Genomic DNA, 14,279 nt, shown 5'->3' with positions numbered 1-14,279 from the left:
GCTAGACAAAAAATAGGATGGAGTCCCATCCTATTTTTACTATTCTATTGAATTGCAGTAAGTTCTTCGACCTTTGTAGGTTTCCAGCCTTGGCCATCCACCCATTCAAGGTATACGTTGTATTTTTGCGATTTGTCTTTGGACGCAACAGTACTAAACGTACCATTGCCTGAGGTTTTATCGCGACCTAACCAATATACAGTCATATTGCTTTCTTCTAAACCAGTGGCATAAGAAATGGCCGTTAGCATTTCCTGCCAATCGACTGACGAGCTATCATACACAGGCGCATGTTCACCCGTTTGTACTGTACCTACAGGCTTCCATGTCGGGTTCTCGATGGTTCTAAGTACGTTAGAAGAACCATCTCCCTCAGTGATAACGGCCTGTGAATCATCCTCTTGTTCAGGTGAAGAGGCTTCTTCACTTTCTTCATCAGCACTTTCTTCTGAATCAGTATTCTTCTCGGATTCCTTTACTGCTGTTTTATCTTCAGTATTTTTATCCTCTTTTTCTGAGGCTTCGTTTGCTGCTGATTTTGTTTGTTCCTCATTTTGGGACGCTTTATCGTCACCTGATAAAAAAATAGTGTAGGCTACAAAGAATATGAGTGCCAGTACAATAACGATTAGACTATTCAAGATCAGGTTCGTTTTCTTCCTTTTAGCCCGATAACCGGAACGTGAGCCGGATTGGAAATCGTTACTCATTACAAAAATCCCTCCAAATAGAAAAGCGGAAGCGCCGCTAAACAATTAATATGGCTGTGAACATTCTAACATGAATTGCAAATAACTTGAAGGATTTTCCCTAAAGTTAATCTTTTTGTCCTTCTTTGTCATGTTCATGTAACATTTTAACCATATCAGCAAAGAGTAAATTGACGCCTCCCTCTGTATCAAGAACATCCAAATTTACGGCAACAAGCGCATATTTTGGGTTTTGATATGGGAAATAACCTGCAAACCATTTATTATGCAGCTGCTTATCACCCTGATATTTTCCCGTCTCCGCTGTACCCGATTTTCCAGCTACCTCATATGGAAGATCTTTAAACCACTTTCCAGTCCCGTTCGGATTCACAACAACCTCTCTTAACAACTTCTGCAGTTTCATTGCTGTATACGGCGAAATAATATCTCCGGATAACTCTTGTTTATCAAAGTTAACCATTGTGGTACCATTCTTATATTCAATTTTTGAAGCGGTGCTGACCATTTCCTTTTTACCGCCTCTTGCAATCGTGGCCATCATATTGGCCACGGCTATTGGAGTGGCACGAACCTCATGCTGACCTATTCCTGACATGGCAGCAAAGTTAGGATCTTTTTTAGCCTCTTCTGTTAAAAATACTCTTCCTTTATCCTCATCAACCAGCTGTTTAAAATTATTGGTATGATAGACTTCACCCTTCCAGCCAACAGTGCCTGTTAACGACAGTTTAGAAGCATATTCTTCCAACAAATCTTTATCTTTCTTTTGAAGTTCCCTCGCCAGTTCACCGAAAGTTCGGTTACAGCTTCTCGCAAAACTATCTGTAAAAGAGAGCATACCATAATTATATTTTGTTTCAGGCTCCCCATTAATTTTAATACTGCAATTATATAACCTGGCTGGGTCATCAAGGTTCTGATCGATGGCCGCTGCCGCAACCACTGTTTTAAAAATAGAGCCCATTATTTCTTGCTTTAACATACGATTTGTAATCCCAGAGCTGCTATAAGGGTCTTTTGGATTGATGGCTGGCCTCGAAACAGACGCTAGGACACTATTACTTTCGATATCGAGGAGTACCAAGCCGCCCTTTTTAATTCCATGCTTGTCCACTAGCTCTTCAGACATTTGTTGCAAACTTTTATCCATGGTTGTTCTAACATTTACTGGATAAAAGGGATTAGCTGGATCCACATATTTCACATTAATTCCAAATAACGGGGCTCCGTCTCCATCAACATGATAAACAAGTTTTGATTTTCCTTCAGGAAGCAAAAATTCATCAAAACTCTCTTCAAGACCAGAAACACCAATCAAGGTTTTCTCAGAGAGTTCCTTATTTGGGTAACGTTTTTTTAATTCTTTTGCATTTTCTCCTGTTAAACCAATCAGTTGCTCTGCAGGAATAACAGTACGTTCAAATTTCTTTTCAATCGCAAATACACCTGGAATCTCTAGTTTGTTGATTCTTTCCATTTGAGAGGGCGTTAACTCCAAAGGCTGAGGTTCACCATAAGCAAACGGCTTTTTGGCGTCTTCTAATGCCTTATTTAAACTTTCTTTTGATATTCCAGATATCGCTGATACAGCTTCAACATCCCAAGTCATATTTTTCAAAAAAGGAAAAAGAACTAGAACGGGTACTTTTTTATGTGTTAGTAAATCTCCATTTCGATCAAGAAAATTACCGCGGCCATTATCGATCACTAATTCTTGTGTTCGTTGTTGTACGCTTTCTTCTAATAAGTTGACATTGTGCTTTGAAAAGCTTTCTGTTTGGACTAGCTGGATCTGAATTAATCGAGCTAAAAGAACCAGCAGCCCTGCAATGCACAAGATGAGTAAACCTTTAATCCGTTTACGTATCATAAAAAAACACCTCGTCAAAAGTTTTGACGAGGTGTTTCCATTTCAAACATATTCATAAAAATTTGATTACTTGATAGAAGTAATTCTAACGCTCATTTCGCCGCCTGGTGTTTGGACAGATACTTGATCGCCGACCTTTTTACCAATTAAGCTTCTTGCAATTGGAGAATCGTTAGAAATTTTCCCTTCAAACGGATCAGCCTCCGCACTGCCAACGATTGTATACGTTTCCTCGTCACCATCAGGAAGTTCTATAAATGTTACAGATCTTCCTAAAGTAACAGAATCACTAGCCATGTCGGCTTCTTCGATAATTTTAGCGTTGCGGATCATATTTTCTAACGTTGTAATACGACCTTCCACAAATGCTTGTTCTTCCTTTGCGGAATCATATTCGGAGTTTTCAGATAAATCCCCGAAACTTCTAGCAATTTTAATTCTTTCAACAACTTCCTTACGTTTAACTGATTTTAAATGTTCAAGCTCCTGAATTAGTTTGTCTTTACCTGCCTGTGTCATTGGAAATACTTTTTCTATTGCCAAAACTTCTCACTCCTTCTAGTCTTCACAATCCCCCATAGATTGTGTTTATTAATGATATGTAGGTATCACACAAATACATAGGAGCGCGTCCTCTTAAAAGGGCGCGCAACTTGTATTCATCCAATATGGATTCATTTCAAACTAATCTTTACGCTATTGTTTCATAAAAATGACTTTTGTTCAAGAATTGTTTGAATTTTTGTCACCATTAAATCAATCGCCACATGATTTTGCCCGCCTTCAGGGATAATCACATCTGCATATCTCTTTGTCGGCTCAATAAATTGGTTGTGCATAGGACGGACAACATTTGTATATTGTTCGATAACAGAGTCCAAGGTACGTCCACGCTCTTTAATATCGCGTGATAACCTTCTAATAATTCGAATATCTGCATCAGTATCAACATATAACTTGATGTCCATCAAATTTCTCAACCGCTCATCTTCAAGAACAAGTATACCTTCTAAAATAATAACATCTTTAGGCTCAACTGCAATAACTTCTTTTGAACGAGTATGAATTGAATAATCATACACTGGTTTTTCAATTGGCTCGTATCGTAATAGTTTTTCAATATGTTTGATAAGCAAATCATTGTCAAATGCCAGTGGATGATCATAATTCGTTTTTAATCGTTCCTCAAATGGTAAATCACTTTGGTCTTTATAATAAAAATCTTGTTGAATCATCGTAATAGAGTGACCTTTAAAGCTTTCATATATAGCTTTAGTAACACTCGTTTTTCCTGAGCCGGAACCTCCGGCAACACCAATAACAACCGGTTTGCGCATCAACCTAGTTCTCCTTTCGCATCATGTTGTTAGGGTAAACCGGTTTGTCCAATTTGAATTGTACAATCTGAAGCGGATGTCTAGCAGCATCCAGTTCGTTACCTTTTTCATCCCAGATTTTATCAATCACATGTGTAAAGTTTTGAATTTCCGGACCGAAGAACTCAACTTCCTGACCCGGTTTAAAGTGGTTTCGTTGTTGAAGGGTGACCATTTGTGTTTCTTCATTGTAATCCAACACAAGACCGACAAATTCAAACTTTGTCTTGTTGCTATGATTACCAAACATTTGCTCTTTATACCCCGGAATCCCTTCAAAAAATGCTGGTGCCGTTTCACGGTTCGCACATTTATCCAGCTCTTCTAACCACTCACGTTTAATGACGAAGTTATCAGGGTCTGCACAATAAGCGTCAATTACTTTTCGATAGACACTTACAACCGTTGCAATATAGTGAATCGACTTCATACGGCCTTCAATTTTCAAGCTGTCGATTCCGAGCTCAATCATTTGAGGAATGGCTTGGATAAGATTAAGGTCTTTTGGGCTCATTGCAAATGGAGCGTCATTTTCACTGAAAAGAGGTACTTCCGTTGTGCTACCCTCCAGCTGATATAAATCATAATCCCAGCGGCACGACTGACAGCATCCGCCTCGGTTAGAATCTCTTGCAGTCATGTGATTGCTTAATGTACAACGTCCAGAATAAGCGATACACATGGCACCATGAATAAAGGTCTCAATTTCAATATCGACCCTTTCCTTCATCTCTCTGATTTCTTCTGCACTTGCCTCACGTGCTAAAACGACACGTTCAGCACCGCTTTCCTTCCAAAACTGAGCTGTTTTCCAGTTTGTAATTGATTGCTGGGTGCTAATATGAATTTCTATTTCTGGAGCAAGTCTGCGGCAAGTTTCAATAATCAATGGATCTGCCACGATAATCCCAGCAATTCCTGTTCCTTTTAGTCCAAGGATATAATCTTGTAATCCATCAATATTCTCATTATGAGCAAAGATATTTGTTGTTACGTAGATTTTCGCACCATATTTTTTAGCGAATTCGACGCCTTCTTTCATTTCCTCAAATGTAAAGTTATCAGCGTTTGAACGTAAACCATATTCCTGACCGCCAATAAACACGGCATCGGCTCCGTATTGTACAGCAATCTTTAATTTTTCAAGATTTCCTGCCGGCGCAAGGAGTTCTGGCTTTTTCACAATCACACGTTTTCCATCGATGATTTCAGAAATTTTATTTGTAACTGTATTCACGATTGAACTCCTCCTACTTCTTGTCTAGCTTCAGCGCCTAGGCGCTGAAGCTTTTCTTTTAATATACTGTTTCCTTAAAAAAGAATCCTGTATCCAATTTGCGGTTAGCTGGCTGAATTTCTTCAATAGCTTCTAACAGCTCATCTTTTTTGTCCTCGTATAAATCTGGATCTTGGAAGTACAAGTCAATAGCTTCGCGGTACGCCTTTGTTACCGCAATAACATAATCAGATGTCTTTAAGATACCGTCGATTTTAAAACAATCTACTCCAGCTTCTAACATCTCTTGAAGCTCGTCAATGATACATATATCATTTGGGCTCATAATATGGGTTCCATTCTCATCTTCAAAGATTGGATACTTGTTTTCTCTTTCTTTATCGTGAAGGAACATATTCTTTTCCATTCTACGATTTTCAATTTCCATTACTTTTCCTTGGTACTCATAATAGTTACCAAGCAGGGACCGCTTTGATTGAAACATACAGCTCATGCCATGAACCTGTACTTCGATTTCAACCTCAGCATTTTCTTTGATTTCGACAATTGCATCCATATTAATCTCTCGGGCAAGAACAGCTCTCTTCGCACCCTTTTTACCCCAATAGTTACATGAGAACCAATTTGTCCCAAGCGTTTCCGTACTCCAATGCAGTTTCATATTTGGTGCCACTTCACGGGCAGTCATTAGGACAGCGGGGTCACCAAAAATAATCGCATCTGCATTTGCTTCAGCAACAAATTTTATATAGTCATCTAATTCAGCAACCTTTTCATTATGAAAGATAGCATTAACCGCGACATATACTTTTTTACCTTGTTCATGTGCTAAGTCTATTGCTTGTTTTACCTGTTCGCGATTAAATTCACCTGCTAAACGCAATCCATATCTTTGTTCACCGACCACAAATGCATCAGCACCAGCTTCAGCTAATGGTAAAATATCATCCACTGATAATGGCGTTACTAGTAATTCCGTTTTTTTCAACTTGCTTCACCTCTTCTTTTTACTAATTGCGATTCCATCGCCAACAGGAAGAATAACAGTGTGATAATCAGGGTGATTCATCAGCCATTGGTTGAAACCATCAATTTTTTTAACGAGATTCCGAATCCGTTTTGATTCGATTTCTGCCTCTGTTACAAGACCTTTAAATAAAACATTATCCGTAATGATGACTCCATCAACACTTAGGTATTTCGAATACATTTCAAAGAATTTTTTATATTGACCTTTTGCAGCATCTACAAAAATGGTATCGTATGGTGCTTGTCCCTTTACCAGTTCCTCCACTTCAAGGGCGTCACCTTTAATCAATAAAATCTGTTCGCCCTGTTTCGAACGACTCATATATTCTTCAGCTGCCTGAATTCTTTCTAAATCTCGTTCTATCGTAACAATCGACGCATTTGGCAGTGCCTCAGCCATACGCAAAGCCGAATATCCTATTGCAGTACCTACCTCTAGAATTTTTTTTGAATCTTGAATTCTTAAAAGCTGCAGCAATGCTTCGATTCCCACGAGCTCCATAATCGGTACTTTGTTTTCTTTAGCGTAGCCTTCCATTTCGATAAACAATGGTTCACGCTCTGGAATTAGTTCCTCAATATAAGAATGCAGTTTATCATTCAACAAACTGCCATCACCTGCCTCTATCCGCTTAAAAAGCATTGTTTGCCACAATGCTGTTCTTTAGACATGAAAAAATAGCGTTCAATAGAAACGCTATTATCTGCTCATAAAACACTTGAACTATTTTACCATAAACAAGGAGGAAAGAAAACTATTCCTCCTTGTTATTCGGTTAATTATTGGTTGGTAATATGCTCCGCTTTTGCTGCGTTGTGTTCATCGAGGGTATTTGTAAAAATTACTTCCCCTTCTGCTGTAGCAAGGAAATATAAATGTTTTGTATCCGCCGGATTCACTGCTGCATCAAGAGAATCTTTTCCGGCATTTGCAATTGGTCCAGGAGGAAGCCCTTTATGTTTATACGTATTATAAGGTGAATCTACTTCTAGGTCCTCGTATAATACTCTCTCTTTGTGTTTGCCTTGTGCATAAAGAACAGTTGGATCTGTTTGTAAAGGCATCCCTTGCTCGATTCGATTATAGAATACACTTGAGATTTTTTTGCGGTCAGCCTTTTCTGTTGCTTCTTCCTCGATTAATGAGGACATAGTTAGCAACTGGTGAGCAGTGATCTTTTCATCACTAGATTCTGCCAGATATGGTGTTATCACTTTTCGAGTCTGATCCAGCATGGTTACAACCATTTCTTCTATAGTTGGATTCTGTTTGTAGAAAGGATAGGTTGCTGGGAACAGATAACCCTCTAGAGGATATTTTATATTTGGATTTAAGATATCTGTTGTTAGTAAATCCGGATATTTCGCCATCAATGTTTGGATGAATGTACGATCATTTAATTGATTAAAAACTTCATCCTCAGGTTTATTTACAGCCTTAGCCATAATTTGGGCGATTTCTCTTAATTGTTTACCTTCTGGAATCGTTAACTGGAACGCTGCCTGTTGGAGTACTTTCCCTGTTTTTAACCGATTAATAATTTCGGAAATTTCCATTGAGGGACTCAGTTCATATTCCCCAGCCATAAAACCTGCTTCATTTTTAAACTTTACATAATATTTAAAGACTTTAGCATTTTTAATAATTCCACTTTCCGCTAACTTTTCAGATATTCCCGTAACCGATGAGCCAATCGGAATTTCTACCTTTTTTTGAACTTTACTGTCCTTGTCAACTGGTTCAAGGGCAGACTTGATGTAGAGGTAACCCCCTCCGCCAATAAAGACCAATACTAAAAGGGTTACAATCGTAATGGTCAAAACGATTCTACGAACAATTCTTGCCTCGCTTTGGTGTTCGAGCATTTTCTTACGAATGACTTCTTTTTTCGAGTGTGTCTCTTCTGATGACATTTTATTGCCCCTCCCATTTGCCGGTTAAACATATATCTTTCAAACTCTTTTTTTACGTTATTTTAAAAAAGCATATCAGATATTATTTCAGCATAAATAGCGAAAAATGTCAATTTTACTCGAAAAGCGGAAGCGCCTTGTCCAGGGGCGACAGGCATAAGACGAGCCGGCGGGAAGGTTGCTCTTTAACCTTTCTGACGGATTGTCTTATGACCCCGAGCCCCTAGGCGCTGGAGCTAGACAACCACGCAATGAAAGCGCATTCACGATATGACAAAAAAAACGACCCTTCGTCAGGATCGCCTTTTTTGGAAATTATTCTTCGTCTTCTTGTTCGTCAAAGAAGGTATTTAGCATTTCTTCTACCATATCCCATTCTTCTTCGGTTTCGATAGGAATTAATTCCCCTTCACCGTCTTCATCATTAGGATTGAAGGCATATGCATGAATCTCAGGACCCTCTTCATCGTCTTCTACGCCGCCTACTTGTTGAAACAAAACATAGGACTTACCAAAATCCTCTGATTCAAATGTAAAAAGTACTTCACATAATTGTTCGTTACCTTTTTCGTCTACAATTGTAATTTGATTTTCTCCGTGTTCCATAACGTCACCTCATTAATTTTTGCTATCCAGATAGCCTTGTAGAATCATCGATGCTGCCATTTTATCAATAACCTTTTTTCGCTTTTTACGGCTGACATCCGCTTCAAGCAAGACTCTCTCTGCTGCCATTGTCGTTAAACGCTCGTCCCATAAAATGGTTGAAACTGAAAACTGGTTTTCAATTTCCTCTGCGTACCGCTTGCTGGCTTCACCTCGAGGTCCAATCGTGCCATTCATATTCTTTGGCAAACCGATGACTACTTGACTAATTCCATACTCTTTTATTAATTGACCAATTTCGTCAAAACCAAACTTATTTTTTTCTTCGTCAATTTTTAGGGTTTTGAGGCCCTGTGCAGTCCAGCCAAGTTCATCACTGATGGCAATACCGACTGTCTTAGAGCCAACATCTAATCCCATAATTCGCATTTCTTAACCCTCACGTCGTTGTTTTAAATAGGATTTAACCAATTCCTCAATAATTTCATCCCGCTCGAGTTTACGAATGATATTCCGTGCGTCACGATGACGTGGAATATAAGCAGGGTCACCGGAAAGTAAATATCCGACGATTTGATTAATTGGATTATATCCTTTTTCTTGCAGGGCTTCATGAACTTGAAAAAGAACATCATTTACGTCATGTTCAAAAGGCTCTTCAGGAAAATTAAACCTCATCGTTTTATCAAATGAGCTCATCATATGCACCTCGCATTTTTAGTAGAGGAGATAACTGCCTTGACTAGTTAGTTTGTGTCTGGCTACAGTGCCTAGGGGCTCGGGGTCATAAGCTTGTCTAGTTTCGGCTCCTTGGGACTCGAGTCATAAGTCGCCCCAGGGCAGTCGCCTCCACATTTCTGACAATCCGACAAGAAGGTTAAAGAACAACCTTCTTGCCGGCTTGTCTTATGCCTGTCGCCCCTGGGCAAGGCACTTCCGCTTTTCTAGTTACCACCATTTTACACTACTTTGTCTCATTATCAAATTGATTTTACCCATTCTTCAACGAATTGCAGGGCAGAGTCGAGTTTTTCAGGATCTTTACCTCCAGCCTGAGCCATATCTGGACGGCCTCCGCCTCCTCCACCGCATCTTGTTGCGACCTCTTTGATTAATTTTCCAGCATGGTATCCCTTGTCAATTAAATCCTTCGTCACCGCTGCGATTAAATTAACTTTCCCTTCATTTACACTTCCTAGCAGGATTATAGCCGAACCGATTTTTTGTTTCAGATCATCGGCCATATTTCGTAAGTTATTCATATCAGAAGCTTGAACTTTTGCAGCTAATACCGTGACACCGTCAATTTGCTTTGCTTTTGATACGAGGTTACCTGCCTCAATATTTCCTAATTTGGCTGCAAGTGATTCGTTTTCCCGCTGAAGTTGTTTAATTTCAGTCATTAAGATTTCTATCCGGTTAACTACCTCTTTAGGGTTAGTTTTCAGCTTATCCGCTGCATCCTTTAATAAAGCAACCTGGTCATTCATTAATTGATAAGCAGATTCGCCGGTTACTGCTTCAATTCTCCTTGTACCTGCACCAATACCGCCTTCAGAGACTATTTTAAATAGCCCAATAACAGATGTATTTGGTACGTGACAGCCGCCGCAAAGTTCTAAGCTATAATCCCCTACTTTAACCACACGAACGATATCACCATATTTTTCACCAAAAAGCGCCATTGCACCCATTGATTTTGCCTCAGCAATTGGTTTTAAGCTAATATCCACTTCGATATTCTTCCAGATTTTTTCGTTAACGATCTTTTCAATTTCCTCTAATTCCTCTGGCTTTACTTGGCCAAAATGTGAAAAGTCAAAACGAAGACGATCTGGTTCTACCAGTGAACCTGCCTGGTTTACATGCGTTCCAAGCACATCCTTTAATGCTTGATGAAGCAGGTGTGTAGCAGTATGGTTTTTGATAATTTGTACTCGATTATCTTGATGCACACTTGCAGTCACTTTTGCGTCTGTCTTAAGAATTCCTGACTCCACGACAGCTCTATGAAGATTTTGCCCGTTTGGCGCCTTTTGTACATCCTTTACGCTTACGGTAACACCTTCTGCTAGAATGATTCCGCGATCCGCAATTTGACCGCCGCTTTCTGCGTAGAAAGGCGTGACATCAAGTATTAGCTGCACTTCATCACCACTGAATGCTTCGTCAACTAATTCTCCATGTTTAACAATTGCAACAACTGTCGAGCTTGTTTCAAGCTGGTCATAACCAACAAATTGACTTTCTACAACAATATCGCCTAGTACACCGCCTTGAACCTGCATACTGCCAACATCCTGACGCGCAGAACGAGCACGCTCACGCTGTAATTCCATTTCTGTTTCAAACCCAGCGTGATCAACCTTCATGCCTTCCTCTTCTGCATATTCTTCTGTTAGTTCAACAGGGAAACCATAGGTATCATAAAGACGGAAAACATCACTTCCTGGAATTGTAGCACTGCCTTTTTCTTTCTCTTTCTTGATGACATTTCCTAGTATGGATAAGCCTTCATGTAAAGTTTCGTGGAAACGTTCCTCTTCATTTTTAATAACTTTTTGAATAAACTCAGTTTTGTCCTTTACTTCTGGGTAAAAATCATGCATGATTTCTCCTACCACAGGAACTAGTTCATACATAAATGGTCGGTTGATATTAATTTGCTTAGCATACCGAACCGCACGGCGCAGTAAACGGCGTAATACATACCCGCGTCCTTCATTAGAAGGAAGTGCACCATCACCAACAGCAAATGCCACTGTACGAATATGGTCGGCAATTACCTTAAATGCTGTATCCTTTTCTTTTTCCACACCATATTTCACACCCGAAATTTCTTCTGTAGCTCTGATAATTGGGATAAACAAATCTGTATCAAAGTTAGTTGGTACGTTTTGAACGACGGAAGCCATTCTTTCTAATCCCATACCTGTATCAATATTCTTCTTTGGCAGTGGAGTGTAGGTATTGTCCGGGTTATGATTAAACTGTGAAAAAACAAGATTCCAAACTTCTAGATAACGTTCGTTTTCACCGCCTGGATATAATTCAGGATCTGTCGGGTCATCACCATACTCTGGACCTCGATCATAGAAGATTTCAGTATTTGGTCCACTTGGTCCTTCACCAATATCCCAGAAGTTCCCTTCAAGGCGGATAATTCTTTCCTCTGGAATACCAATCTTTTTATTCCAAAGCTCAAATGCTTCATGGTCCTCAGGATGAATCGTAACAGAAAGTAATTCTGGGTCCCAGCCAATCCATTTTTTATCGGTTAAAAATTCCCATGCCCATTCAATTGCTTCCTCTTTGAAATACTCACCAATCGAAAAGTTCCCAAGCATTTCAAAAAAAGTATGATGACGTGCTGTTTTTCCAACATTTTCAATATCGTTGGTACGGATTGATTTTTGAGCATTCGTAATTCTAGGATTATCAGGAATTACGCGTCCATCGAAGTATTTTTTTAATGTGGCAACACCACTATTAATCCACAATAATGATGGATCGTCGTGAGGAACAAGCGACGCACTTGGTTCAACAGCATGCCCCTTCTCCTGAAAAAAGTCTAAATACATTTTTCGAATTTCTGAACCAGTCAAGTATTTCATATTATTTTTACCCTCCTTTTAAATTAAAAAAGAACACAAAAAAGCCCTCATCCCTGACAGGGACGAGAGCTAACTCGCGGTACCACCCTGATTATGAACACAAAAAACACGTGTTCACCTCTCAAATAACGCCTTAACGCGGCAATGACGGCAGTGGTTAGCTGCACTCCGGACTAGCTTCTGTTATCCTTCATCTAAAGCTTCTCGCAGCCAAGGAAGCTCCTCTCTTAGAGATGGACTACAACATACTAGGGTCCTTCAACATGTTAATCCAAAATATTCTATAACCGGATTATAGCTACACAAAAAACGTTTGTCAATCTAATACCTATTTTATGATGCAGGTTCCTTCAGTTTTCCGCGTGCGAAATGGTTTTTAGCGTGAAGAACGCTGACTTTAAGGACAACCAGAACGGGCACTGCCACAATCATTCCAATTATTCCCCCTATTTCCCCTCCTGAGGTTAACGCAATCATAATCATTAACGGGTGCATATGAAGACTCTTTCCAACAATATAGGGGGAGAGGATATTGCCTTCCAAAAATTGCAATACAAAAACGATTGCAATTGTAATAATCACTAACTTAACCGAGCTTGTTGCAGCAATAAATACAGCTGGAACTGCACCTATTATTGGACCAAAATAGGGAATTACATTTGTGACTCCAATAATCAATCCTAAAAGCAAGGGATACTTTAAGTGAAATATCCAAAAGAATACCGTCGAAAGACTTCCGATAATGAGACAGACGAGGAGCTGACCCCTAATATAGCTCCCGAGTGATTCATCTATATCTTTAAGAAAACGTGTTCCTTTTCTCCGCCATTGTTTAGGTGTGATATACCAAACGGCTCTTTTTATGGTGGTGAAATCCTTCAACATATAAAAAGCAATAAAAGGGATAATCATCAACGCAAATGCAAAGTTCAAAATGTTTAATAAGGAATCAACGATTACAGTTAGGAGAGAATCTAATTTCTTCTCAAAACCGATGACACCGTCATTAATCCGCTCTTGAAGTCCGTCTGGCCACTCACGTGTATGTGATTGAAGGTCCTTAATCCAGCTTCGGTATTGCTCTGCTAAGATGGGAGCACTTTCTGCCAGGTCCCGTACTTGAGAAATAAAGGCGGGAATTCCTTTATATATAGCTAGACCAATACCGCCAAAAAACAGAAAATAAATAAAGAAAATAGCTAGCCCCCGGTGTAGGCCTTTTTCATGCAGCTTTTCCACGATAGGATGGAGCAAATAAGTAATAAAACCACCTATAAAGAAAGGAAGCATAATAACAAAAACCACTCTAACGATAGGCAGCCAGAAAAAACGAATTTTTAAAAATACATAAATAGCAATGAGTAAAAGAAGCAAAAAACCGATTCGATAAAACCATTTAACACGAATTTCCACCGATACATGCCTCCTTCTACCTTATTTTTGGAGTCAGCTACCGGATTTATACATAAAGCAAAAATCCCCCTCAAGATGAGGGGGATCATATTTAGAATAAAGCACGTTTTACTTTTCTTTGCATCCGTTTCATTTGACGGCCAGAAATCATGTTGTTTCTTTGCGCAATATTATAGGCTGCCACTCCAACACCCAATGCAACAACGGAAGTCATTACTTTATTCATACGTCTCACCTCTTCAGTAGTTTGACAGTGCTTTGTACTTCGAAACTGTCTACCTTCAGTACCCAAGTGTTTCCACTTTATATGGTGTAACGACGCTCTTCTTCTTCAAACAAGTCATCTAAGGAACTGAGTGTACCATCTTCTTCAACCTGATGGGTATTAATGATGCCTTTGGTGAGAGACAATTCAATAAAACAATTCCAGCAATAATATTGGTTTATGCCGATCTTGCCGATATCTTTGCTCTGACAATTGGGACACTTTAACATGAAAAGAACACC

Annotated in this window: 15 protein-coding genes and 1 other annotated feature; all 15 genes read right to left on the bottom strand. The window is 39.3% G+C overall.

Going from position 1 to position 14,279, the window contains the following annotated elements:
- Positions 1–44: 44 nt before the first annotated feature.
- The gene (locus tag QFZ31_RS28260; protein WP_307309587.1) at positions 45–710 is read right to left on the bottom strand and encodes a YrrS family protein; all 666 of its coding nucleotides are present in this window, start codon (positions 708–710) and stop codon (positions 45–47) included.
- 106 nt (positions 711–816) lie between these two features.
- The gene (locus tag QFZ31_RS28255) at positions 817–2,583 is read right to left on the bottom strand and encodes a peptidoglycan D,D-transpeptidase FtsI family protein (RefSeq protein ID WP_307309585.1); all 1,767 of its coding nucleotides are present in this window, start codon (positions 2,581–2,583) and stop codon (positions 817–819) included.
- 66 nt (positions 2,584–2,649) lie between these two features.
- Positions 2,650–3,126 carry a transcription elongation factor GreA gene (gene greA, locus QFZ31_RS28250; protein WP_179596989.1) on the bottom strand — a complete coding sequence of 159 codons (477 nt, stop codon included), beginning with the start codon at positions 3,124–3,126 and terminating at the stop codon, positions 2,650–2,652.
- A gap of 161 nt (positions 3,127–3,287) precedes the next feature.
- The gene (udk, locus tag QFZ31_RS28245; protein ID WP_179596991.1) at positions 3,288–3,923 is read right to left on the bottom strand and encodes a uridine kinase; all 636 of its coding nucleotides are present in this window, start codon (positions 3,921–3,923) and stop codon (positions 3,288–3,290) included.
- A 1-nt stretch (position 3,924) separates the two neighbouring features.
- Positions 3,925–5,196 carry a peptidase U32 family protein gene (locus QFZ31_RS28240; protein ID WP_307309580.1) on the bottom strand — a complete coding sequence of 424 codons (1,272 nt, stop codon included), beginning with the start codon at positions 5,194–5,196 and terminating at the stop codon, positions 3,925–3,927.
- A 58-nt stretch (positions 5,197–5,254) separates the two neighbouring features.
- Positions 5,255–6,184 (bottom strand): peptidase U32 family protein, encoded by a 930-nt coding sequence (locus QFZ31_RS28235; RefSeq protein WP_307309579.1) that lies wholly within the window; start codon positions 6,182–6,184, stop codon positions 5,255–5,257.
- A 6-nt stretch (positions 6,185–6,190) separates the two neighbouring features.
- Positions 6,191–6,832: an O-methyltransferase gene (locus QFZ31_RS28230; protein WP_307309577.1), complete on the bottom strand. Its 642-nt coding sequence runs from the start codon at positions 6,830–6,832 to the stop codon at positions 6,191–6,193.
- A 173-nt stretch (positions 6,833–7,005) separates the two neighbouring features.
- Positions 7,006–8,139, bottom strand: a complete 1,134-nt coding sequence (mltG, locus tag QFZ31_RS28225; protein ID WP_307309575.1) for an endolytic transglycosylase MltG — start codon at positions 8,137–8,139, stop codon at positions 7,006–7,008.
- 315 nt (positions 8,140–8,454) lie between these two features.
- Positions 8,455–8,745, bottom strand: coding sequence for a DUF1292 domain-containing protein (locus QFZ31_RS28220; RefSeq protein WP_045517819.1), 291 nt, complete (start codon positions 8,743–8,745; stop codon positions 8,455–8,457).
- Between the two features lie 12 nt (positions 8,746–8,757).
- A complete protein-coding gene (gene ruvX, locus QFZ31_RS28215; RefSeq protein ID WP_063251384.1) occupies positions 8,758–9,174 on the bottom strand; it encodes a Holliday junction resolvase RuvX in 417 nt (138 codons plus the stop codon).
- Positions 9,175–9,177: 3 nt separating this feature from the next.
- Positions 9,178–9,444, bottom strand: coding sequence for an IreB family regulatory phosphoprotein (locus QFZ31_RS28210; RefSeq protein ID WP_063251385.1), 267 nt, complete (start codon positions 9,442–9,444; stop codon positions 9,178–9,180).
- 281 nt (positions 9,445–9,725) lie between these two features.
- Positions 9,726–12,359: an alanine--tRNA ligase gene (gene alaS, locus QFZ31_RS28205; RefSeq protein WP_307309571.1), complete on the bottom strand. Its 2,634-nt coding sequence runs from the start codon at positions 12,357–12,359 to the stop codon at positions 9,726–9,728.
- A 55-nt stretch (positions 12,360–12,414) separates the two neighbouring features.
- Positions 12,415–12,630: a binding site (T-box leader), on the bottom strand.
- 62 nt (positions 12,631–12,692) lie between these two features.
- Positions 12,693–13,772: an AI-2E family transporter gene (locus QFZ31_RS28200; protein WP_307309569.1), complete on the bottom strand. Its 1,080-nt coding sequence runs from the start codon at positions 13,770–13,772 to the stop codon at positions 12,693–12,695.
- Between the two features lie 91 nt (positions 13,773–13,863).
- Entirely contained in the window at positions 13,864–13,998 is a 135-nt protein-coding gene (locus QFZ31_RS28195) for a YrzQ family protein (protein WP_307309567.1), read from the bottom strand.
- A 77-nt stretch (positions 13,999–14,075) separates the two neighbouring features.
- The gene (locus QFZ31_RS28190; protein WP_307309564.1) at positions 14,076–14,267 is read right to left on the bottom strand and encodes a hypothetical protein; all 192 of its coding nucleotides are present in this window, start codon (positions 14,265–14,267) and stop codon (positions 14,076–14,078) included.
- Between the last annotated feature and the right edge of the window lie 12 nt (positions 14,268–14,279).

It is taken from the genome of Neobacillus niacini, from assembly GCF_030817595.1.
Taxonomy (GTDB): Bacteria; Bacillota; Bacilli; order Bacillales; family Cytobacillaceae; genus Neobacillus; species Neobacillus niacini_G.
Note: the sequence above shows the minus strand (reverse complement) of the source record. Positions and strands in the feature narration are given on the sequence as shown.